General features: G+C 65.7%; 23 protein-coding genes. 14 read left to right on the forward strand and 9 right to left on the reverse strand.

The features are described from left to right. The first annotated feature begins 239 nt into the window (after positions 1–239). The gene (locus tag ACZ5TO_RS16110) at positions 240–809 is read left to right on the forward strand and encodes a CarD family transcriptional regulator (RefSeq protein WP_184144796.1); all 570 of its coding nucleotides are present in this window, start codon (positions 240–242) and stop codon (positions 807–809) included. Positions 810–1,052: 243 nt separating this feature from the next. Further along, complete coding sequence (locus ACZ5TO_RS16115) at positions 1,053–1,916, forward strand: RNA polymerase factor sigma-32 (RefSeq protein ID WP_184144797.1); 864 nt, start codon at positions 1,053–1,055, stop codon at positions 1,914–1,916. Positions 1,917–1,929: 13 nt separating this feature from the next. On the opposite strand, the gene ACZ5TO_RS16120 is transcribed toward ACZ5TO_RS16115, so the two are convergent. From ACZ5TO_RS16120 to dapF, 4 genes are read right to left on the reverse strand one after another with little or no spacing between them, the layout of a single operon-like run. Further along, a complete protein-coding gene (locus ACZ5TO_RS16120; protein WP_184144798.1) occupies positions 1,930–2,580 on the reverse strand; it encodes a septation protein A in 651 nt (216 codons plus the stop codon). After that, the gene (gene ftsY, locus ACZ5TO_RS16125; protein WP_464798815.1) at positions 2,577–4,010 is read right to left on the reverse strand and encodes a signal recognition particle-docking protein FtsY; all 1,434 of its coding nucleotides are present in this window, start codon (positions 4,008–4,010) and stop codon (positions 2,577–2,579) included. Before ftsY ends, ACZ5TO_RS16120 begins: the two co-directional genes overlap by 4 nt. 5 nt (positions 4,011–4,015) lie before the next feature. Then, positions 4,016–5,308 carry a tRNA (N(6)-L-threonylcarbamoyladenosine(37)-C(2))-methylthiotransferase MtaB gene (gene mtaB, locus ACZ5TO_RS16130; RefSeq protein ID WP_464798816.1) on the reverse strand — a complete coding sequence of 431 codons (1,293 nt, stop codon included), beginning with the start codon at positions 5,306–5,308 and terminating at the stop codon, positions 4,016–4,018. Then, positions 5,305–6,204, reverse strand: coding sequence for a diaminopimelate epimerase (gene dapF / locus ACZ5TO_RS16135; RefSeq protein ID WP_464798817.1), 900 nt, complete (start codon positions 6,202–6,204; stop codon positions 5,305–5,307). Before dapF ends, mtaB begins: the two co-directional genes overlap by 4 nt. A gap of 208 nt (positions 6,205–6,412) precedes the next feature. Between dapF and ACZ5TO_RS16140 the strand changes: the two genes are divergently transcribed. The 6 genes from ACZ5TO_RS16140 to trmD all read left to right on the forward strand — a co-directional run bounded on the left by ACZ5TO_RS16140 (position 6,413) and on the right by trmD (position 11,051). After that, positions 6,413–7,150, forward strand: coding sequence for a metallophosphoesterase family protein (locus ACZ5TO_RS16140; protein ID WP_464798818.1), 738 nt, complete (start codon positions 6,413–6,415; stop codon positions 7,148–7,150). 226 nt (positions 7,151–7,376) lie between these two features. Next, positions 7,377–8,936 carry a signal recognition particle protein gene (ffh, locus tag ACZ5TO_RS16145; protein WP_464798819.1) on the forward strand — a complete coding sequence of 520 codons (1,560 nt, stop codon included), beginning with the start codon at positions 7,377–7,379 and terminating at the stop codon, positions 8,934–8,936. Between the two features lie 10 nt (positions 8,937–8,946). Continuing rightward, the gene (locus ACZ5TO_RS16150; RefSeq protein WP_184144804.1) at positions 8,947–9,267 is read left to right on the forward strand and encodes a chorismate mutase; all 321 of its coding nucleotides are present in this window, start codon (positions 8,947–8,949) and stop codon (positions 9,265–9,267) included. Positions 9,268–9,299: 32 nt separating this feature from the next. After that, a complete protein-coding gene (rpsP, locus tag ACZ5TO_RS16155) occupies positions 9,300–9,665 on the forward strand; it encodes a 30S ribosomal protein S16 (RefSeq protein WP_184144805.1) in 366 nt (121 codons plus the stop codon). Between the two features lie 38 nt (positions 9,666–9,703). Next, a complete protein-coding gene (gene rimM / locus ACZ5TO_RS16160) occupies positions 9,704–10,354 on the forward strand; it encodes a ribosome maturation factor RimM (protein ID WP_464798820.1) in 651 nt (216 codons plus the stop codon). A gap of 1 nt (position 10,355) precedes the next feature. Beyond that, positions 10,356–11,051, forward strand: a complete 696-nt coding sequence (gene trmD, locus ACZ5TO_RS16165) for a tRNA (guanosine(37)-N1)-methyltransferase TrmD (protein WP_464798821.1) — start codon at positions 10,356–10,358, stop codon at positions 11,049–11,051. On the opposite strand, the gene ACZ5TO_RS16170 is transcribed toward trmD, so the two are convergent. Next, positions 11,033–11,779, reverse strand: coding sequence for a sulfite exporter TauE/SafE family protein (locus ACZ5TO_RS16170; protein WP_464798822.1), 747 nt, complete (start codon positions 11,777–11,779; stop codon positions 11,033–11,035). The genes trmD and ACZ5TO_RS16170 overlap by 19 nt on opposite strands. 301 nt (positions 11,780–12,080) lie before the next feature. Here ACZ5TO_RS16170 and rplS point away from each other — a divergent pair, with 301 nt between their 5' ends. The 4 genes from rplS to leuC all read left to right on the forward strand — a co-directional run bounded on the left by rplS (position 12,081) and on the right by leuC (position 16,026). Then, positions 12,081–12,599 (forward strand): 50S ribosomal protein L19, encoded by a 519-nt coding sequence (rplS, locus tag ACZ5TO_RS16175; protein ID WP_184144809.1) that lies wholly within the window; start codon positions 12,081–12,083, stop codon positions 12,597–12,599. Positions 12,600–12,749: 150 nt separating this feature from the next. Continuing rightward, positions 12,750–13,547, forward strand: coding sequence for a basic amino acid ABC transporter substrate-binding protein (locus ACZ5TO_RS16180; RefSeq protein ID WP_184144810.1), 798 nt, complete (start codon positions 12,750–12,752; stop codon positions 13,545–13,547). Between the two features lie 9 nt (positions 13,548–13,556). Further along, positions 13,557–14,372 carry an amino acid ABC transporter permease gene (locus ACZ5TO_RS16185; protein WP_464798823.1) on the forward strand — a complete coding sequence of 272 codons (816 nt, stop codon included), beginning with the start codon at positions 13,557–13,559 and terminating at the stop codon, positions 14,370–14,372. Between the two features lie 244 nt (positions 14,373–14,616). Continuing rightward, complete coding sequence (gene leuC / locus ACZ5TO_RS16190; protein WP_464798824.1) at positions 14,617–16,026, forward strand: 3-isopropylmalate dehydratase large subunit; 1,410 nt, start codon at positions 14,617–14,619, stop codon at positions 16,024–16,026. A 61-nt stretch (positions 16,027–16,087) separates the two neighbouring features. Here leuC and ACZ5TO_RS16195 read toward each other — a convergent pair whose 3' ends face one another. Both ACZ5TO_RS16195 and ACZ5TO_RS16200 read right to left on the reverse strand, forming a co-directional pair. After that, positions 16,088–16,918 (reverse strand): aldo/keto reductase, encoded by an 831-nt coding sequence (locus tag ACZ5TO_RS16195; protein ID WP_464798825.1) that lies wholly within the window; start codon positions 16,916–16,918, stop codon positions 16,088–16,090. A gap of 71 nt (positions 16,919–16,989) precedes the next feature. Further along, entirely contained in the window at positions 16,990–17,535 is a 546-nt protein-coding gene (locus ACZ5TO_RS16200) for a L,D-transpeptidase family protein (RefSeq protein WP_464798826.1), read from the reverse strand. 110 nt (positions 17,536–17,645) lie between these two features. On the opposite strand from ACZ5TO_RS16200, the gene ACZ5TO_RS16205 reads away from it, so the two are divergent. Further along, a complete protein-coding gene (locus ACZ5TO_RS16205; RefSeq protein ID WP_184144815.1) occupies positions 17,646–18,329 on the forward strand; it encodes a response regulator transcription factor in 684 nt (227 codons plus the stop codon). Between the two features lie 20 nt (positions 18,330–18,349). Further along, positions 18,350–18,805, forward strand: coding sequence for a cyclic nucleotide-binding domain-containing protein (locus ACZ5TO_RS16210; RefSeq protein ID WP_464798827.1), 456 nt, complete (start codon positions 18,350–18,352; stop codon positions 18,803–18,805). 199 nt (positions 18,806–19,004) lie between these two features. Here the strand turns inward: ACZ5TO_RS16210 and ACZ5TO_RS16215 are convergent, their stop codons facing one another. Next, entirely contained in the window at positions 19,005–19,811 is an 807-nt protein-coding gene (locus ACZ5TO_RS16215; RefSeq protein ID WP_464798828.1) for an exodeoxyribonuclease III, read from the reverse strand. 62 nt (positions 19,812–19,873) lie between these two features. Then, the gene (locus tag ACZ5TO_RS16220; RefSeq protein ID WP_184144818.1) at positions 19,874–20,548 is read right to left on the reverse strand and encodes an outer membrane lipoprotein carrier protein LolA; all 675 of its coding nucleotides are present in this window, start codon (positions 20,546–20,548) and stop codon (positions 19,874–19,876) included. Positions 20,549–20,583: the final 35 nt, after the last annotated feature.

The following is a 20,583-nucleotide window of genomic DNA, read 5'->3' on the forward strand; positions in this document are numbered from 1 at the left end:
TGATCCACATCGCGGCATTTTTGCGTGCCCGAACACCACCACGAAAGCAAACGATCCCTCAACGTCGCTCACCTCCCATAGGCAACTTCGGTTGCTCAAACGTGATCGCGTCGCCGGGGACCTTTTTGCGCATGGCGGACGGACCAGCGCGGTGACACCTCAAGGTGCCCCCCGTCTTTCCCGGGTCCCCGGACCCACCCGGCCTGTCGCCGGAGCGTAACAGGGAGTATTTGAACAGAATGACGACCCAGCAGAAGAAATCCTCCACGCGCCAGGGCTTCAAGACCGGCGAGTCGATCGTCTATCCCGCCCACGGTGTAGGCCAGATCGTCGCCATCGAGGAGCAGGAAGTCGCCGGCATGAAGCTCGAGCTTTTTGTCATCGACTTCGAGAAGGACAAGATGCGTCTCAAGGTGCCGGTTGCCAAGGCCGTTTCCATCGGCATGCGCAAACTGTCGGAGACCGATTTCGTCGAGCGTGCGCTGAAGGTTGTCCAGGGCAAGGCCCGCGTGAAGCGCACCATGTGGTCGCGCCGCGCGCAGGAATACGATGCCAAGATCAATTCCGGCGACCTCATCTCGATCGCCGAAGTGGTCCGTGACCTTTACCGCGCCGAGAACCAGCCGGAGCAGTCCTATTCCGAGCGCCAGCTTTACGAAGCTGCCCTCGACCGCATGGCCCGCGAAATCGCCGCCGTCAACAAGATGTCGGAAACCGAAGCCGTCCGTCTCGTCGAGACGAACCTCGCCAAGGGTCCGAAGCGCGGCAAGGCCATCGACGAGGACGACTCCCAGGACGAAGCGGCCTGATCTAGGGCACTTCTCCGGAATTTAAAGCCCGGCCGCCAGCGGCCGGGTTTTTTTTATGGAACTTTTTTGCGGTTGCGCAGTTTTGCGCCCGAGGACGACCCGCTTCGGGCGGCCGCGTGCGGGGCAACCCTTGTTTCTCGAAAATCGATTTCGGGCGATCCGCCGGTCCATCTGAAACGTCATCGTCAAGCAGGGCGCAAGGCCCCTCCTTGCGCCGGTTCGGTTCACGTGGAGAAACCCGCCATGGCTACGACGACCGCAGACCGCCGCATGATCAAGCTCGCAATGTCCGCACCCTACCTCGAACGGGAGGAGGAACAGGCCCTCGCCCAGGCCTGGAAGGACAACAAGGATCAGGAGGCGCGCAACCGTATCGCCATGGCCCATATGCGGCTCGTCGTCTCGATGGCGGGCCGGTTCCGCAACTTCGGCCTGCCCCTCGGCGATCTCGTGCAGGAGGGCTATATCGGCCTTCTGGAGGCCGCCGCCCGTTTCGAGCCGGAACGGCAGGTGCGCTTTTCCACCTATGCAAGCTGGTGGATCCGCGCATCCATTCAGGATTACGTGCTGCGCAACTGGTCGATCGTGCGCGGCGGCACCAGTTCGGCGCAGAAGGCCCTCTTCTTCAATCTCCGGCGCCTGCGCGCCCGGCTCGCCCGCGGCGACGCGCACCTGACGAGCGAGGCGATGCACCAGGAGATCGCCGCCGCGCTCGGCGTCAGCACCGCCGACGTGCGCACCATGGACGCCCGCCTCTCCTCCTCCGACATCTCGCTGCAGGCGCCGATCTCCTCGGCGGAGGGCGAAAGCGGCGGGAGCCGCCTCGAATTCCTCACCAGCGATGCGCCCCTTCCCGACGAGCAGGCGGTAGACAGCATCGACGGCGAGCGGCGGCGTCACTGGCTGCACTCGGCCCTCGGCCAGCTCAACGAGCGCGAGATGAAGATCATCCGCGCCCGGCGGCTCACCGAGAACGGCGCGACGCTCGAAGAGCTCGGCATCCTCCTTGGCATCTCCAAGGAGCGCGTGCGCCAGATCGAGAACCGCGCGCTGGAAAAGCTGAAGGCCGCCCTCGTCAGCAAGACGACGGATTTCGCCTACGCCTGAGGCAAGGCGCCGCTTACGGCGCCGAGCCTTCTTCCGGCGGCTCGACCGAGTAGCGCATCACCAGCGGCATCTGCGCCAGCGTGAAGAGGATGGTGATGGGCATGGTGCCCCAGACCTTGAAGGCCACCCAGAAGTCCGTCGAGAAATTGCGCCAGACCACTTCGTTCATCACGGCGAGCACGAGGAAGAACAGGCCCCAGCGCAGCGTGAGCTTGCGCCAGCCTTCCTCGGTGAGCTTGAAGGCGGCGTGGAAGACGTAGCCCAGCAGGGATTTCCCGAAGAAAAGGCCGCCGAGCAGGATCGCGCCGAACAGCGTGTTGACGATGGTCGGCTTCATCTTGATGAAGGTGTCGTTCTGCAGCCAGAGCGTCAGCGCGCCGAAGACGAAGACGACGATGCCGGAAATCAGCGGCATCATCGGCAGCGTGCGCGTCATCACCCAGGAAACGACGAGCGCGATGGCGGTCGCGGCCATGAAGAGGCCGGTCGCGATAAAGATCGGCCCGCCCATCTCGGCAAGCACCGGGAAATGCGAGGCCAGCCATTCGCCGCGCGAATTGGCGAAGAAGAAGACGACGAGCGGCCCGAGTTCCAGCACCAGCTTGAGGAGGGGACTGACCTTCTCCTCCGTCGTGGCGGGTTCCTCCAGCGTTGCCTTGCTCATGCTCCAACTCCTGCGATCGCTTCCGCGAAATCCTTGGCCTCGAAGGGTTCGAGATCGTCGATCCCTTCGCCGACACCGATGAAATAGACCGGCAGCTTGTGCTTGGCCGCAATGCCGACGAGGATGCCGCCGCGGGCCGTACCGTCCAATTTTGTCATGATCAGGCCCGTGACCCCCGCGACGTTACGGAAAATCTCCACCTGGTTCATCGCGTTCTGGCCGGTCGTGGCGTCGAGCGTCTGGAGAACAGTGTGCGGCGCGTCCGGATCGAGCTTGCCGAGCACGCGCACGATCTTCTCCAGTTCCGCCATCAGCTCGGCCTTGTTCTGCAGGCGCCCGGCGGTATCGACGATCAGGACGTCGCTCTTCTGCAGCTTCGCCTGCTCATAGGCCTCGTAGGCAAGGCCCGCGGCGTCCGCCCCGAGCTTCGAGGACACGATCTGCGAGCCGGTGCGCTCCGCCCAGATATTCAGCTGCTCGATGGCCGCCGCGCGAAAGGTGTCGCCCGCCGCCAGCATCACCTTGAGGCCCGCGCCGGAGAGTTTTGCGGCGAGCTTGCCGATGGTCGTCGTCTTGCCGGTGCCGTTGACGCCGACGACGAGGATGACGTGCGGCTTGTGGCTGAGGTCGAGTTCCAGCGGCTTTGCCACCGGCGAGAGCACCTTGGTGATCTCGCTTGCCATGATGCGCGAGACATCGGCGCCCGTCACGTCCTTGCCGTAGCGCTCGGCGGCAAGCGTATCGGTGATGCGCAGCGCCGTCTCCACGCCGAGGTCGGCCTGGATCAAGAGGTCTTCGAGATCCTGCAGCGTGTCGTCGTCCAGCTTGCGCTTGGTGAAGAGGCTGGTGATCTGGCCGGAGAGCTGCGAGGAGGTGCGCGCCAGCCCCTCGCGCAGGCGCTGGAACCAGCTTCGCTTCGGCTGGACGGCCTCCGGCACCGCCGCTTCCACCGGCGCATCGGACGTGGCGGCAAAACCCTTTGGCAGCGTGGGCTCGGCACGGACCGCCTCTTCGAGGACCGGATCCTCGGCTTCGGCCGGCGGTTCATCATCGATGGCTTCCGCTACCTCTTCGGCGGGCGCCTCCGGCTCCTCGGCAGCGATCTCCTCCACCGGCTCGACAGCCTCGGGTTCCGGCTCCGCCACGGTCTCCGCCTCGGCGGCCGGCAGGTGGGGATCGTGCGGCAGGGGATAGATCTCCGGCTCCACGTCCTCGGGAATGTGGTAGTCGGCCTCGGGATTGGCGGCTTCCGCCTCGTCCAGCAACGCGTCGCGGTCGTCCGAAAGCGTGGCTGCCGGCGTTTCGGCGGGTGCGGGTGCGGCCGGCTCGGCGACCGGCGCCCCGGCAGCTTGTGCTTCCGCCTCCGGCTTCGGTTCGGCCGCCGTGTCTTTTCCGAATGTAAAAATCTTCTTGATGAAGCCGAGGGCCATGAAAGCTATCCGCTGGTTGCGAAGGAGGCGGCGGCCGCGATAAGGGGCCGCATCGTCAGGTGTTTTCCATTGTGGCCGGTGATCGTCACCGGCACAAGATCGCGGGGCTTCAGGCCGGCGGCATCGACGAGCGTGAAGTTTTCCGTATGCGCAAGGCCGTTGTTCTCGACGAGGACCGTCTCCTCCCTCCCGATCATGGAATCGAGATGGGACTCGGCGAGCCGTTTTCCAGTCTCGCGCAGGCGCCCGGCGCGCTCCTTGACGAGCGCGCGGTCGAGCTGCGGCATGCGCGCGGCCGGCGTTCCGGGACGCGGGCTGTAGGGAAAGACGTGGAGATGGGCGATGCCGCAGTCTTCCGCAAGCCGCACGGCATTTGCGAACATCGCCTCCGTCTCCGTCGGAAAGCCGGCGATCATGTCCGCGCCGAAACTGATCTCCGGCCTGAGGCCCCGCACCCGCGCGCAGAAGGCGCGGGCATCGGCGCTCGAATGGCGGCGCTTCATGCGCTTGAGGATCAGGTCGTCGCCGTGCTGCAGCGAAAGGTGCAGGTGCGGCATGAAGCGCGGCTCATCGGCGATGAGATCCCAGAGATGGTCGTCGGCCTCGATGCTGTCGATGGAGGAAAGGCGAAGGCGCCGGATGTCCGGCACCTGCCGCAGCAGCACCTTGGCGAGATATCCAAGGCTTGGACTACCCGGCAGGTCGGCGCCGTAGCTGGTCGCATCCACCCCGGTCAACACGATTTCCGAATAGCCGCTCTCGGCGAGCTTACGCGCCTGGTCGACGACCGCGCCCATCGGCACGGAGCGGGAATTGCCCCGGCCGTAGGGAATGATGCAGAAGGTGCAGCGATGGTCGCAGCCGTTCTGCACCTGCACGAAGGCGCGCACATGGCCGTCGATCAGCCGCACCATCTGCGGCGCGGTCTCCCGCACGCTCATGATGTCGTTGACGCGCAGCTTCTCCTCCGCCGAGACGCCGAAATCCGGCAGCGCGCGATAGGAGGCGCTCTTCAGCTTCTCCTCGTTGCCGAGCACGGCGTCGACCTCCGGCATGCCGGCAAAGGTCTCCTTCTCGGTCTGCGCGGCGCAGCCGGTGACGACGATGCGGGCATGGGGATTGTCACGCCGGGCGCGGCGGATCGCCTGGCGGGCCTGGCGCACGGCCTCGCCCGTGACGGCGCAGGTATTCACCAGCACGGCGTTGTTCAGCCCCGCCTTCTCGGCCTCGGTGCGCATCACTTCCGATTCGTAGGTGTTGAGCCGACAGCCGAAGGTTATGACGGTGACGCCGCTCAACGGGCGGCCGCCGCGGTCTCGTCCCGACGGAAGGCGCCGGTCGAGGGATCGAGCGTGCCGGACCATTCCCATTCGGCCGGCCCGGTCATGACGACATGGTCGTCCCCGCGCCATTCGATGGTGAGCGTGCCCCGGTTCGGGCTGCTGGCGACGGTGACGGCGACCGTGCGGCCGGTGCGGCCCGTGCGCGCGCCGCTGACGGCGGCCGCGCAGGCGGCCGAGCCGCAGGCGAGCGTCAGGCCCGCGCCACGCTCCCAGGTGCGCGTCGTCATGGCGGAGGGGGATGTCACCTGCGCCAGCGTGATGTTCGCCTTTTCCGGAAACATCGGATGGTTTTCGAGAAGCGGGCCGAAACGGTCGAGGTCGAAGCTCATCGGATCACGGTCGACCCAGAAGACCGCGTGCGGATTGCCCATGGACATCGCCGCCGGCGAATGCAGCACCGGCGCATCGATCGGCCCGATCTGGAGCTCGATGCGGCTGGTGTCGTAGAATTCCTCGGCCAGCGGAATGCGGTTCCAGTCGAAGACCGGCGCGCCCATGTCGACGGAGATCGTGCCGTCCTCGTGCTCGACGGCATTGAGGATGCCGGCGACCGTCTGGAAGGTGAAGACCTTCCAGCCCGTCTCGGCCGCGAGCGCCTGCACGACGCAGCGCGTGCCGTTGCCGCAGGCCTGCGCCTTCGTGCCGTCGCAGTTGAGGATGTCGATGAAGGCGTCGGTGCCGTCGACCTTCGGATCGTGGATCGCCATGATCTGGTCGAAGCGCGTGGCGGGGTCGGCATTGAGCGCGATGGCGGCAGCCGGCGTCACGGCATCGCCGCGCCCGCGCATGTCCACGACGAGGATCATGTTCCCGAGCCCGTTCATGCGGGCGAATTGCGCTTCAGCAGCCATGCCGGATCTTCCGTTCGGGACGCCGTCGCGGGCGTCCTCCGTCCTTGCGCGTATATGGCGCAAACGGGGCGGAATTACCAGACGCAGTCTGCACCGCAAGCGCCGGCGGATCGCGCGAAAATATTTCCCTTGTCCGCGCTTGCCGCTATCCTCGCCGCACATGTTCGCCTTCCTCCGAAAGCTCCTCCGGCAAACGGCCCCCGATAACGTGGCCCAACCGAGACGGACGCGCCTCGCCCTCGATCCGGCCCGCGCGCCGGTCTATGCGATCGGCGACATCCACGGCTGTCACGCGGCGCTGGTCGCGCTGGAAGACAGGATCCGGCGGGATATCGCCCGCACCGGCGCGGGCCGCCCCCTCATCGTCTATCTCGGCGACCATATCGACCGCGGCCCCGATTCCCGCCGCGTGGTGGAGCACCTTTCCGGCGGGAGTCCCGCCGACGGCATCGAGCGCATCGCGCTCTGCGGCAACCACGACGACACCTTCCTGAAGTTTCTCCGCGATCCCGCCGGAAATGCCGCCTGGCTGGATTTCGGCGGCGATGCGACCCTCCGCTCCTACGGCCTCGGCCATCTTGCGCACCTGCGCCGGCCGAAGGAACTGGCCCGGGCGGCGGATGCGATCCGGGCCGCGGTGCCGCGCGAACACGTCGCCTTCCTCGAAGACCTGCCTGCAATGCTCGTCCAGGGCAGCCGCGTCTTCGTGCATGCCGGCATCCGCCCCGGCCTTCCGCTCGATGCCCAGACCGACGCGGACCTCCTCTGGATCCGCGAGCCCTTCCTTGCCGAGGGGCCGGGCCTGCCGATCACCGTCATCCACGGCCATACGCCAGGCGAAGAGCCGGTCTTCGGACCCGGCCGGATCGGCATCGACACGGGCTGCTTTGCCACCGGCCGCCTGACGGCGCTGAAGCTCACGGAGGCGGGCACCGCCCTTCTTTAGCAGGCGATCCTTGACTTTCCGGGCATCTTCCTGTTTAAGCCCCGCATCTGCGACAAGTAAGAACGCTTGAAGCCACCGACCGGGACCCGTGAAGGTATAAAGAGATCCCGGAGGTCAACACCCGACAGCGCGATGCGCCCTCGGGTGCTTTTTGGCTTTGCGTCTTGTTTTCGGCGCCGATAGCACCGACGTTTCCGCCACCAGTGGAAACAAGAAGGAAGACGTGATGTTTGAAACACTCCAGGACCGCCTTGGCTCCATTCTGAATGGACTGACAGGCCGTGGCGCGCTTTCCGAGGCGGATGTCGCCGCGGCGCTGCGCGAGGTCCGCCGTGCGCTGCTCGAAGCGGACGTGGCGCTGGAAGTGGTGCGCTCCTTCACCGATGCGGTGCGCGAGAAGGCCGTCGGCGCGGAAATCCTCAAATCCATCAAGCCCGGCCAGATGGTCGTCAAGCTCGTGCATGACGAGCTCATCGCCATGCTCGGCTCCGAGGGCGTATCGATCGACCTCAACGCCGCCGCTCCCGTCGTCATCATGATGGTGGGCCTGCAGGGCTCGGGCAAGACCACGACCTCCGGCAAGATCGCCAACCGGCTGAAGACGCGCGACAAGAAGAAGGTCCTGATGGCCTCGCTCGACACGCGCCGCCCGGCCGCGCAGGAGCAGCTTCGCCAGTTGGGCGTCCAGACCGGCATCGACACGCTGCCCGTCATCGCCGGCCAGTCGCCGACCGACATCGCCGCGCGTGCCGTGCAGGCCGCAAGGCTCGGCGGCCATGACGTCGTCATCCTCGACACCGCCGGCCGCACGCATATCGACGAGCCGCTGATGATCGAGATGGCGGAGATCAAGCGGAAGTCCAACCCGCACGAGATCCTCCTCGTCGCCGACGCGCTGACCGGCCAGGACGCCGTCAACCTCGCCCGCAACTTCGACGATCGCGTCGGCATCACCGGCCTCGTCTTGACCCGCATGGACGGCGACGGCCGCGGCGGTGCTGCCCTTTCCATGCGCGCTGTCACCGGCAAGCCGATCAAGCTGATCGGCGTCGGCGAGAAGATGAGCGAGCTGGAGGAATTCCATCCCCGGCGCGTCGCCGACCGCATCCTCGGCATGGGCGACATCGTCTCGCTCGTCGAGAAGGCGGCCGAGAACATCGACGCCGAGAAGGCGGCCGCCATGGCCGCCAAGATGGCCAAGGGCAAGTTCGACCTCAACGACCTCGCCGACCAGCTTCGCCAGATGCAGAAGATGGGCGGCATGGGCGGCATCATGGGGCTGATGCCCGGCATGGCCGGCATGAAGGACAAGATGTCCGCCGCCGGCCTCGACGACAAGCTCTTCGGCCGCCAGATCGCCATCATCAACTCGATGACCAAGGCCGAGCGCGCCAATCCCGATATCCTCAAGCACTCGCGCAAGAAGCGCATCGCGGCCGGCTCCGGCACCGATGCGGCTGACATCAACAAGCTTCTGAAGATGCACCGCCAGATGGCGGACATGATGAAGATGATGGGCGGCAAGAAGGGCGGCGGCCTGATGAAGCAGATGATGGGCGGCCTCGCCGGCAAGATGGGCCTCGGCGGCGGCATGGGCGGCATGCCGGACCTGTCGAAGATGGACCCGAAGCAGCTCGAGGCCCTTGCCAAGCAGGCGGAAGCGGCCGGTATCAAGCCGGGCAGCATGCCGGGCCTTGGCGGCGGTGGTCTTCCGGGCCTCGGCGGCGGGCGCCTGCCCGGCCTCGGCGGCCTGCCGGGCCTTCCCGGCCTGCCGAAGAAGAAGTGAGGGAACGACTATGACGATCGATCCGAAGGTCAAGCATCAATTGGGGGAATACCGGCAGTCGATCGACAATATCGACGCTGCCCTCGTGCATATGCTCGCCGAACGCTTCCGCTGCACCAAGGCGGTCGGCGTTCTCAAGGCGACGCATGAACTGCCGCCGGCCGACCCGGCGCGCGAGGAATACCAGATCGAGCGCCTTCGCCGCCTGGCGAAGGAAGCCAATCTGGATCCGGATTTCGCGGAGAAGTTCCTGAACTTCATCATCCGCGAGGTGATCCGGCACCATGAAGCCATTGCCGCCGAACACAGCGGCGCAAACCACACCGCTTGAGAAAAGCGGCCTACCATCCAAGGAGAAATGACATGGCACTGAAAATTCGTCTCGCCCGCGGCGGCTCCAAGAAGCGTCCGTACTACCAGATCGTCGTCGCCGACGCCCGTTCGCCGCGCGACGGCCGCTTCCTCGAAAAGCTCGGTTCCTGGAACCCGATGCTCGGCAAGGACGACGCGAACCGCGTCCAGATCGACGCCGACCGCGCCAAGGAATGGCTCGCCAAGGGCGCCCAGCCGACCGACCGCATCGCCCGCTTCCTCGACGAAGCCGGCGTCCTGAAGCGCGAGACCCGCAGCAACCCGGAAAAGGCAAAGCCGGGCAAGAAGGCTCTCGAGCGCATCGCCGAGAAGAAGCAGAAGGAAGAAGACGCCGCTGCTGCCGCCGCCGGCGAATAAGCGATCTTCCCATCATTTCGAGACGGGCGGCGTGCTTCATGCCGCCCGTTTTCGTTTGTCGCCCCGGCGGCAAACGTCGTAAAAGGCTTCGAGAAAACACACGGAACCGAACCATGGCGAAACTGGAAAACCCCGTCCTCATGGGCACCATCGGCGCGGCACAGGGCCTGCGCGGCGAGGTCCGCGTGAAATCCTACACCATCGACCCCACCGCCATCGGCGACTACGGCCACCTGCACAGCGAGGACGGCCGGTCCTTCGAGGTGCTGGAGGTGCGCGAGGCGAAGAACGTGGTCGTCGTGCGCTTCCGCGGCGTCAACGACCGCAACGCCGCCGAGGCGCTCAACGGTATCGACCTCTATATCGAGCGCGACAACCTGCCGGACGAGGAGCTGGACGAGGACGAGTTCTTCTATGCCGACCTCGAAGGGCTGGAGGCGGTCGACACGACCGGCCGCATCCACGGCAAGGTGACCGGCATCTTCGATTTCGGCGCCGGCGACCTCCTTGAGCTCAAGGGCCCCGGCAAGCGGCCGGTGCTCATCCCCTTCTCCGAAGCCGCCGTGCTGGAAATCGACCTCGAAGGCGGGCGCCTGCTGATCGATGCCGTCGCCGCAGGCCTCGAGGACGAGGGCAACGACGGCCCCGGCAGCCGGCGCCGCCGCCCGCCGCAGGGCGAGGGAGAGTGACGTGGCTTTCCGCGCCACCATCCTGACGCTCTATCCGGAGATGTTCCCGGGCTTCCTCGGCCAGTCGCTCTCCGGCAAGGCGCTCTCGCGCGGCGACTGGTCGCTCGATTGCGTGCAGATCCGCGATTTCACCACCGACCGCCACCGCACCGTCGACGACACGCCGGCCGGCGGCGGCGCCGGCATGGTGCTGAAGCCGGACGTGCTGGCGAAGGCCATCGACCATGCCTCCGAGGGCGACGACCGCCCGCGCCTCCTGATGAGCCCGCGCGGCAAGCCGCTGACGCAGAAGCGCGTGCGGGAACTCGCCGCCGGCGAGGGCGTCATCATCGTCTGCGGCCGGTTCGAGGGCGTCGATCAGCGCGTCATCGACGGGCGGCAGCTCGAGGAGGTCTCCATCGGCGACTACATCCTGTCGGGCGGCGAGCCGGCGGCGATGATCCTCATCGATGCCGTCGTGCGCATCCTGCCGGGCGTCATGGGCAACGCGCTCTCCGGCGAAAACGAGAGTTTCGAGGGCGGGCTGCTCGAGCATCCGCACTATACCCGCCCGCAGGTCTGGGAGGGGCTGGAAATCCCCGGCGTGCTGACCTCCGGCAACCACGCCGCCATCGACAGATGGCGCCGCGAGGAGGCCGAGAAGCTGACGCGCGAGCGCCGGCCGGACCTTCTCTGCGATCAGCCCGTCACGAAATAATAGACCGTCAGCGCAAGGCCGACCGCGACCACCAGGGCGCGGATCACCGGCTGCGGCACGCGCCGCGCCGCCCATACCCCGGCATAGCCGCCGACCGCGCCCGCCGGCACCATGACGGCGGCCTGCGGCCAGCCGACCACCTTGCCGCTGGCGAAGACGACGATGGCCATGGCCGCGATCACCACGGCGAGGAAGTTCTTGAGCGCGTTCAGCCGGTGATAGTCGCCGCCCTTGGTGAGGCCGAGCACGGCGAGCGTCATGATGCCCATGCCCGCGCCGAAGAAGCCGCCATAGACGGAGGTGACGAACTGGCCGGCAAGGCCGAGCGGCGAGACCGGCTTTTCCGGGCTCAGCGTCTTCGGCTTGAGATAGGGACCGGCCGCGAAGATGGCGGTCGCACCCAGCAGCAGCCAGGGCACGAGCGCGCGGAAGGACGGGTTGGAAAGCGACAGCAGAAGCAGCGCGCCCAAAAGCCCGCCGACGAGCGAGAGGCCGCCGAGGATCAGGGCTTCCTTCCAGTCGGCGCGGATCTCCTTCGCATAGGCGAGCGTCGAGGTGACATAGCCCGGGAACTGGGTGATGGAGGAGGTGGCATTGGCGACGATCGGCGGCAGGCCGGTCAGCGTCATGGCGCCGAAGGTCAGGAACGTGCCGCCGCCGGCAATAGCATTCACCACGCCGGAGAGAAAACCGGCGACGAACAGCAGGATGGCATCGGCAAGCGTCATGATATTCCCCCGGGCGGCGGCTGCACGCCGCTCGCTCCCCCTTGCCGGGTGATATCGTGCCGCCGCCGGAGCGGCAAGGCCGGTTCACGCAGCGCCTGCATCCGATTCTTTCGGCGCGGGGGGATGACAAGCCGGCGCGATTGGTGTATTGGCCCGCACGGATTTGGGATTAGTCCCGCCGACCTGCAAGCAAAGAATGGCGAATCCGCTCCGTCCGGCAACGGACTAACCGCACGAGGCACGACCTCGAAGGTGACCGTCGAGCGCTCTGGCTGTTTCAGAAAAACCGAAGGTTAGACCGATGAACATCATCCAGCAGCTCGAAGCCGAACAGGCCGCGAAGATCGAAGCCAAGCGCACCCTCCCGGAATTCTCCCCGGGCGACACCGTCCGCGTCAACGTGCGCGTCACGGAAGGCACGCGTACCCGCGTCCAGGCCTATGAAGGCGTCTGCATCGCCCGTTCCGGCGGCGGCATCAACGAGAGCTTCACCGTCCGCAAGATCTCCTACGGCGAAGGCGTCGAGCGCGTATTCCCCGTTTACTCGCCGCTCGTCGAAAGCGTCGAAGTCGTCCGCCGCGGCAAGGTCCGCCGCGCCAAGCTCTACTACCTGCGCGATCGTCGCGGCAAGTCGGCTCGTATCGTCGAGAACACCGGCACGCGCGCCCGCAAGCTGAACGACGCCGAACGCCAGGCCATTGCCGAGGAAAAGGCACGTCTGGAAGCCGAGAAGGTCGCAGCCGCCCAGGCGCTCGCCGCCGAGAAGGCCGCAGCCGAAGCTGCTGAAGCCGCCGCAAAGGCCGAAGCCGCCGCCGAATAAATCGCGGCAGCCGCATCCATCACGAAAGCCGTCGGCCCTGGCCGGCGGCTTTTTGTTTTACGGAAAAGCCTTCGCACGCAAGCGTCGTGCTTGCCTCGCTCCCTGCACCTGTGACAGTGTTTCGCCGCCACAATTCAGGAGCATATTTCGATGTTTTCCCGCCGCACCGTCCTTGCAGGTCTTGCCGCCGGCCTGCTCATGCCCGCCATTGCCCTTTCGGCCGACCTTCCCGATCTCGGCGGCAAGACCGTCGTGGTCGTCACGGAAAATGCCTATCCGCCGCTGCAGTTCGTCGATCCCAAGTCCGGCGAGCAGATCGGCTGGGAGTATGACGCGATGAACGAGATCGCCAAGCGCCTGAACTTCAAGGTCGAGTACCAGAACACGAGCTGGGACGCGATGATCCAGGCCGTCTCCGACAACCAGTACAACATCGGCATGACCGGTATCACCATCAAGGACGACCGCAAGGAGAAGGTCGATTTCTCCGATCCCTACATGCGCTCGCAGCAGTTCATGCTGGTGCGCGCCGACGAGAACCGCTTCACGGACGCCAAGTCCTTCGCCGCGCTCAAGGACGGCCTGATCGCCGCCCAGCCCGGCACCTCGCCCTTCTATACCGCCGTCTACGAGATCCTCGACGGCAACGAGCAGAACCCGCGCATCAAGCTGTTCGAGACCTTCGGCGCGACCGTGCAGGCGCTGCAGGCCGGCGACGTCGACCTCGTGCTTACCGACAGCGTGGCGGCCAAGGGCTATGTCGACGCCTCGGGCGGCAAGCTGAAGGTCGTCGGCGAGCCGCTCGGCACGGAAGACTTCGGCTTCATCTTCCCGAAGGGCTCCGACCTCGTCGCGCCCGTCAATGCGGCCATCGCCTCGCTCAAGGCCGACGGCACGCTGGATGCGCTCAACAAGAAGTGGTTCCTCGACTACAAGATGGGTGAGTGACGGGCGGCCATGGCTTCCGCTCCTCCTGACGCGGTGAAGGGCGACCGGCCCTGGTGGCTGGTCGCCCTCGTCGCGATCGCGCTGGCGCTCGCCGGCGTCATCGTCGCCAACGATCTCTACAGCCAGGTCTTCGGCGTCGTGCTGAAGGGGCTCTGGGTCACGATCTTCGTGACCCTTATCGCCTTCCTGCTCGCGACCGCCCTCGGCCTCTGCATCGCGCTGATGGCGCTTTCCGAGAGCAAGGCGCTGCGCCAGGTCGCGCGCTTCTACACGGAGGTGATCCGTGGCGTGCCGATCCTCGTCCTGCTCTTCTACATCGCCTTCGTCGGCGCGCCGGCGCTGGTGGCGGTCGTCAATGTCGTGATCGGCCCGCTCGTGGCCACCGGCTATGTCGAACCGATGCAGGTGCGTGACGTCTCCCTGATGTGGCGGGCGATCATCGCGCTGATGATCGGCTATTCCGCCTTCATCGGCGAGGTCTTTCGCGCGGGCATCCAGTCGGTCGACCGGGGGCAGGTGGAGGCCGCCAAGGCGCTCGGCCTCTCGCGCTTCCAGCGCTTCCGCCTCGTCGTCTTCCCGCAGGCCATCCGCGTCATCCTCCCCCCGCTCGGCAACGACTTCGTGGCGATGGTCAAGGACTCGTCCCTCGTCTCCGTCCTCGGCGTTGCCGACATCACCCAGATGGGCAAGGTCTACGCCTCCGGCTCCTTCCGCTTCTTCGAAACCTACTCCATCGTCGCCTACGTCTACCTCATCCTCACCATCGGCCTCTCGCTGGCGCTGCGGGCGATGGAAAGACGGCTCAGGCGCGGCGTCGCCCACTGACTCTTCGCAATTGCCGAAACCCGCGAAAATCGCTATATGCCTTCCATGGAATCCAAATTCGGATGCACGGAAACGCATGTCGTCGTGCTGCAGGACCACAAGCGCCTGCCGGCACGCTTCTTTGCGCGCGTCTTCGGGGCGCTTACCGGCCGCCTATCCTGATCGCCTGCCTGACCCGCACGATCCCGCCACAGCCACGGCTGCGGATTTCCAGAACCCCAAACATGCCAGCGGATGAAGAGCCATGAGCGCACCCCGTACACTTTACGACAAGATCTTCGACGACCACATCGTCAGCCAGCAGGAAGACGGCACCTGTCTTCTCTACATCGACCGTCACCTCGTTCATGAGGTGACGAGCCCGCAGGCCTTCGAGGGCCTGCGCATGACCGGCCGCAGGGTCCGCGCCCCGCAGAAGACGCTCGCCGTGGTCGACCACAACGTTCCGACCTCCCCGGATCGCCACCAGGGCATCAAGAACGAGGAAAGCCGCATCCAGGTCGAGGCGCTGGCGAAGAACGCCGCCGACTTCGGCGTCGAATACTATTCGGAAAAGGACGTGCGCCAGGGCATCGTGCACATCGTCGGTCCGGAGCAGGGCTTCACGCTCCCCGGCATGACCATCGTGTGCGGTGACAGCCACACCTCCACGCACGGCGCCTTCGGCGCGCTGGCGCACGGCATCGGCACCTCGGAGGTCGAGCACGTCCTCGCCACCCAGACGCTGATCCAGAAGAAGGCGAAGAACATGCTGGTGCGCGTCGACGGGAAGCTTCCCGAAGGCGTCACGGCCAAGGACATCATCCTTGCCATCATCGGCGAGATCGGCACGGCCGGCGGCACCGGCCACGTCATCGAGTTCGCGGGCGAAGCCATCCGCTCACTGTCGATGGAAGGCCGCATGACGATCTGCAATATGACGATCGAAGGCGGCGCGCGCGCCGGCCTCATCGCGCCGGACGAGACGACCTTCGAATACATCAAGGACAAGCCGCGCGCCCCGAAGGGCAAGGCGCTGGAAATGGCGCTCGACTACTGGAAGACGCTCTACACCGAGGAAGGCGCGCATTTCGACCGCGTCGTCGTGCTCGATGCGGCGAACCTGCCGCCGATCGTCTCCTGGGGCTCCTCGCCGGAAGACGTCGTCTCCGTCCAGGGCATCGTGCCGAACCCGGACGATATCGAGGACGAGACCAAGCGCTCCTCCAAGTGGCGCGCGCTCGACTATATGGGCCTGAAGCCCGGCACGAAGATCACCGACATCGCCATCGACCGCGTCTTCATCGGCTCGTGCACCAACGGCCGCATCGAGGACCTGCGCGCCGTCGCCAAGGTCGTCGAGGGCAAAAAGGTCGCCTCCACCGTCGACGCCATGATCGTCCCGGGCTCCGGCCTCGTGAAGGAGCAGGCCGAGCGCGAAGGCCTCGACAAGATCTTCAAGGAAGCCGGCTTCGACTGGCGCGAGCCGGGCTGCTCCATGTGCCTTGCCATGAACGACGACCGGCTGAAGCCGGGCGAGCGCTGCGCTTCCACCTCGAACCGCAACTTCGAGGGCCGCCAGGGCTTCAAGGGCCGCACGCATCTCGTTTCCCCGGCCATGGCCGCGGCTGCGGCGATTGCCGGCCACTTCGTCGACATCCGCGAATGGAACTGATTGCGGCATTCCTGCCGTTATGAACAAAAGGCCGGGAACCTGAGGTTCCCGGCCTTTTTCGTCAGAACGCTGCCGTCATCGGGTCCGGCCCGATGCGCTTGCCGTCCTTCTCGAGGTCGGCGAAGGCCGCCATGTCCTCGGCGTCGAGCCTGAAGTCGAAGACCTTGAAGTTCTCCTCGATGCGCGAGGGCGTCACCGATTTCGGGATAACGACGAGCCCGTTGTCGATATGCCAGCGGATGATGACCTGCGCCGGCGTGCGGCCGTGCTTTGCCGCGACCTTCCCAACGACCTGGTTTTCCAGCAGCGTGCCCTGCCCGAGCGGGCTCCAGGATTCCGTCACGATGCGATGCTTCTCGTGGTAAGCGCGGTTTTCCTTCTGCGGGAAGTCGGGGTGCAGCTCGATCTGGTTGATGACGGGCGTGACACCGGTCTCGTCGATCAGGCGCTGCAGGTGCTCGGGATGGAAGTTCGAGACGCCGATGGAGCGGGCGCGGCCTTCCTTCTGGAGCTGGATGAAGGCCTTCCAGGTATCGACATACTGGTCGCGCTTCGGCGCCGGCCAGTGGATGAGGTAGAGGTCGACATAGTCCGTGCCGAGCCGCTTCAGGCTGGCGTCGAAGGCCTTGAGGGTGGAATCGTATCCCTGGTCGGCATTCCAGAGCTTGGTGGTGAGGAAGATTTCCGAGCGCGCGATGCCCGAGGCGCGGATGCCTTCGCCCACCCCGTCCTCGTTCTCGTAAACCGCGGCGGTGTCGACATGGCGATAGCCGGCCGAAAGCGCGGCCTGCACGGCGGTCACGGCGGTGTCGTTGGGGGTCCGCCAGACGCCGAGGCCGACCTGCGGGATGCTGTTGCCGTCATGAAACAGGATTGTCGATTGATCGCTCATCAGAATGTCTCCGTGAAAAAGGGAAGGAAGGCGAAAGGGGTGAGGCTGATATAGGTTCGCCTCCCGCCGTTTCAAAGGACGCGCACGCGCATGCCGCGCCGCATATGCGGCAGGATGCGCAGCATGTCGCGCCGCCCAACCGCGATGCAGCCGGCGGTCGGCTCGTAGCCCGGCCGGACGAGGTGGAAGAAGATCGCCGAGCCGGCATTGCGGCGGCGCGACGTCACGTTCCAGTCGAGCACGAGGCAGATGTCGTAGAGCCCGTCGGCGCGGCTCATCTCCTCGTGGCTCGGGCGGAAGGGCGCGTGGACGAGACGGTTGTAGCTCGGATGCTTCGGCTCGTCGCACCAGAGCATGGCGGGCCGGATACGCCGGAGCGGCAGGGCCGTCTTCGGCCGGGAGAGCCGGTCGCCGCGCAGGAAGCCGCCGAGGAGCGGCATGGCGGCGATGGGCGTTGCGCCGTCGCCCTCGCGCTTGCGGCTGGTGCGCCCTGTCCTGCCGACGGCGGCGGGAATGCGCAAGGGGCCGAGCTGGACGATGGCGCGGCTTTTCCGGCCCGGCGCGGGACGCACGAGGATCGTCTTCACGCGATGTTCATGGGATGTGATCGACTTCATTGCGTCCTGCCATAATCGCGCCTTGCGGCCGCCCGACTGGCTGGGTCAAGGGCGGACTTGCCAAAAGCATCAGTTCCCTTACTTTCCAGAGGAATGCCGAGAGGTAAAGCATGACATCCCGAACGATTCTCCTTGTCGACGACGACAACGACCTGCGCGAGACCCTCGTCGAGCAGCTTTCGCTCTACGAGGAATTTTCCACGCTGGAAGAAACGACGGCCGGCAAGGGCATCCAGACGGCGCGCGCGAACCAGATCGACCTCCTCATCATGGATGTGGGCCTGCCGGACATGGACGGGCGCGAGGCGGTGAAGCTCCTGCGCAAGGGCGGCTTCAAGGCGCCGATCATCATGCTGACCGGGCACGACACCGATTCGGACACGATCCTCGGCCTCGAAGCAGGCGCCAACGACTATGTGACGAAGCCCTTCCGCTTCGCCGTGCTGCTGGCGCGCATCCGCGCCCAGCTCCGCCAGCACGAGAGCAGCGAGGACGCCACCTTCACCGTCGGCCCCTATACGTTCAAGCCCGGCCAGAAGCTGCTGACCATGGAGAACGGCCAGAAGATCCGCCTCACCGAGAAGGAAGCGGCGATCATCCGCTACCTCTACCGCGCCGACCAGAAGGTGGTGACGCGCGACGTGCTGCTGGAGGAGGTCTGGGGCTACAATTCGGGCGTCACGACCCACACGCTGGAGACCCATGTCTACCGTCTGCGGCAGAAGATCGAGCGGGACCCTTCCAATGCGGAGATTCTCGTGACAGAGAACGGCGGCTATAAGATAGTCCCGTAATGCAATGAGGAGCGCCCGACGTGGCTCTCAGCGACGACATCGCCCTTCTTTCCAAGGTGCCGCTTTTCGCGGGGCTTTCCGACGACAAGCTGCGCCTGATGGCCTTCGGCGCCGAACGGCGCCGGCTGGTCGAGGGCCAGACGCTGTTCCGCGAGGGCACGTCGGCCGATTGCGGCTTCGTCGTCGCCGAAGGCGCCTTCCAGCTCGCCTCGACGCGGCGCGACGGGTCGACCCGCGACGAGGGCGTCGCCGGCGAGGGCGCGCTGCTTTCGGAGCTGGCGATGATCTCCGCCGTCGAGCGCAAGTATACGGCAATCGCGCTGGAGGACAGCGAGGTCATCCGCATCAACCGCCCGCTCTTCCGGCGCATGCTGGAGGAATATCCGGACGTCGCCGTCCTGGTCGACGCGCGCATCCGCGAGAACCTTGCCGCGATGATCGGCGAGATGAAGGGCCTTGCCGGGCGGTTCGCCTGAACCGGCCCCTCACCCTAACCCTCTCCCCGCAAGCGGGGAGAGGGGACTTGCCCCACGCAATATTCGAGATTCAGGAAAACAGCGCGGCATATTTCCTTCTCCCCGCTTGCGGGGAGAAGGTGGCCGGCAGGCCGGATGAGGGGCCGCCTTCGCAGCCGATCATCCTTCCTTCAATTCGCCGACAGGACCGAAAACGCCTTCAGAAGTCGAATTCCGCGATCACCGGCACATGGTCGGACGGCCGTTCCCAGCCGCGCGCCTCGCGGATGACGGAGATGTTGGCAAGGTGCGGCTCGAGGTCGGCGGAGGACCAGATATGGTCGAGGCGGCGGCCCTTGTCGGCGGCCTGCCAGTCGGCCGAGCGGTAGCTCCACCACGTATAGAGCTTTTCATTCACCGGCACCTTGCGGCGCATGAGGTCGACCCAGGCGCCCTTCGTCATCACGTCGATCAGGCCTTCCGTCTCGATGGGCGTGTGGCTGACGATCCTGAGGAGCTGCTTGTGAGACCAGACGTCGTGCTCCAGCGGCGCGATGTTGAGGTCGCCGACGAGGATGGAGGAGATGCCGGCCTCGGCCTCGGCATGCAGCAGCTTCATCTCCTCGATGAAATCGAGCTTGTGGCCGAATTTCGGGTTGATCGTCCGGTCCGGCTCGTCACCGCCGGCCGGCACATAGAAATTGTGCAGGCGGATCGACTTGCCCCGATGGTTCAGGACGACCGAGACATGGCGCGCATCGCCGACGCCGCAATAGTCGCGCCGCTCGACGAGCTCGGTCAGCGGCAGGCGCGAGACGGTGGCGACGCCGTGGTAGCCTTTCTGGCCATGCATGACGATGTGCTCGTAGCCGAGCGCCTTCAGCGGCTTGGACGGGAACTGGTCGTTCGGGCACTTGGTTTCCTGAAGGCACAGCACGTCCGGCGCGAAGGTCTTCAGGAAATGCTCGACGAGCGGCATGCGCAGCCGCACGGAGTTGATGTTCCACGTCGCGATCGAAAATGCCATGCCTGCCCCCGGAAAGTCTCCGGGGGTCTTAATGCATGGACGGCGAAACGGAAACGGCTTTCTCAGTTGGCGCCGCGGTTGCGAATCTCGTCATAGGGGATGGCGAAGACCTTGTCGTCGAGGGAAACGCCCGTCTTGACGTTGAAGATCATCACGGAGGTATCCTTGCCCTGCGCGTCGGTGATCGTCCACTGGCGCAGGTCGTAGGTCTTCGGGTCGAACATCATTGTGATGGTCGAATCGCCGAACATGCCCTTGTCGCCGAGCACGATTGTCGTCAGGTCCGCCTCTTCCTTCACGTTGCGCACCATCTTGCCGGAAAGGTCGATCTTGTTGCCGAGCAAAAGGTTGAGCGGCGTTTTGGAGAGCGGATAGATGTCCCAGGTCTTGAGCTTGCGATTGCCGATGACGACGGACTTGCCGTCGGCGATCACGCGCATCGGCGAGGGATCCTCGTAGTTGAAGCGGATGCGGCCGGGCCGGTCGATGTAGAACTTGCCGCCGGTCTGCTCGCCGCGGGGGCCGAACTGCACGAATTCGCCCATCATGGTCTTCACCGAGGCGAAGTGGTCGGCGATCTTCTGCGCCGTGCCGCTCGCCTGGGCAAAAGCCTCGACCGGCGAGAGAACGGAAAGGCCGGCCGCGAACGTGAACGCCAGAAGGCAGGAAAAGCCGCGGCGGGTGAACGAGGCGGTCGCGCGGCCCTTTTCGGATCGGTTCATGTCAGTCTCCTTCATATGCGTTTCATGCGGGCCAAAGGCGGCGCCATGAT

It is taken from the genome of Shinella sp. Sh6 (genome assembly GCF_055392685.1).

What these genes read in the sequence shown, in the direction of transcription:
- ACZ5TO_RS16110 (WP_184144796.1), top strand. Translation starts at nt 240, where the DNA reads ATGACGACCCAGCAGAAGAAATCCTCCACGCGCCAGGGCTTCAAGACC.
- ACZ5TO_RS16115 (WP_184144797.1), top strand. Translation starts at nt 1,053, where the DNA reads ATGGCTACGACGACCGCAGACCGCCGCATGATCAAGCTCGCAATGTCC.
- ACZ5TO_RS16120 (WP_184144798.1), bottom strand. Translation starts at nt 2,580, where the DNA reads ATGAGCAAGGCAACGCTGGAGGAACCCGCCACGACGGAGGAGAAGGTC.
- ftsY (WP_464798815.1), bottom strand. Translation starts at nt 4,010, where the DNA reads ATGGCCCTCGGCTTCATCAAGAAGATTTTTACATTCGGAAAAGACACG.
- dapF (WP_464798817.1), bottom strand. Translation starts at nt 6,204, where the DNA reads ATGGCTGCTGAAGCGCAATTCGCCCGCATGAACGGGCTCGGGAACATG.
- ffh (WP_464798819.1), top strand. Translation starts at nt 7,377, where the DNA reads ATGTTTGAAACACTCCAGGACCGCCTTGGCTCCATTCTGAATGGACTG.
- ACZ5TO_RS16150 (WP_184144804.1), top strand. Translation starts at nt 8,947, where the DNA reads ATGACGATCGATCCGAAGGTCAAGCATCAATTGGGGGAATACCGGCAG.
- rpsP (WP_184144805.1), top strand. Translation starts at nt 9,300, where the DNA reads ATGGCACTGAAAATTCGTCTCGCCCGCGGCGGCTCCAAGAAGCGTCCG.
- rimM (WP_464798820.1), top strand. Translation starts at nt 9,704, where the DNA reads ATGCCGCCCGTTTTCGTTTGTCGCCCCGGCGGCAAACGTCGTAAAAGG.
- ACZ5TO_RS16170 (WP_464798822.1), bottom strand. Translation starts at nt 11,779, where the DNA reads ATGACGCTTGCCGATGCCATCCTGCTGTTCGTCGCCGGTTTTCTCTCC.
- rplS (WP_184144809.1), top strand. Translation starts at nt 12,081, where the DNA reads ATGAACATCATCCAGCAGCTCGAAGCCGAACAGGCCGCGAAGATCGAA.
- ACZ5TO_RS16180 (WP_184144810.1), top strand. Translation starts at nt 12,750, where the DNA reads ATGTTTTCCCGCCGCACCGTCCTTGCAGGTCTTGCCGCCGGCCTGCTC.
- ACZ5TO_RS16185 (WP_464798823.1), top strand. Translation starts at nt 13,557, where the DNA reads ATGGCTTCCGCTCCTCCTGACGCGGTGAAGGGCGACCGGCCCTGGTGG.
- leuC (WP_464798824.1), top strand. Translation starts at nt 14,617, where the DNA reads ATGAGCGCACCCCGTACACTTTACGACAAGATCTTCGACGACCACATC.
- ACZ5TO_RS16195 (WP_464798825.1), bottom strand. Translation starts at nt 16,918, where the DNA reads ATGAGCGATCAATCGACAATCCTGTTTCATGACGGCAACAGCATCCCG.
- ACZ5TO_RS16200 (WP_464798826.1), bottom strand. Translation starts at nt 17,535, where the DNA reads ATGAAGTCGATCACATCCCATGAACATCGCGTGAAGACGATCCTCGTG.
- ACZ5TO_RS16205 (WP_184144815.1), top strand. Translation starts at nt 17,646, where the DNA reads ATGACATCCCGAACGATTCTCCTTGTCGACGACGACAACGACCTGCGC.
- ACZ5TO_RS16215 (WP_464798828.1), bottom strand. Translation starts at nt 19,811, where the DNA reads ATGGCATTTTCGATCGCGACGTGGAACATCAACTCCGTGCGGCTGCGC.
- ACZ5TO_RS16220 (WP_184144818.1), bottom strand. Translation starts at nt 20,548, where the DNA reads ATGAAGGAGACTGACATGAACCGATCCGAAAAGGGCCGCGCGACCGCC.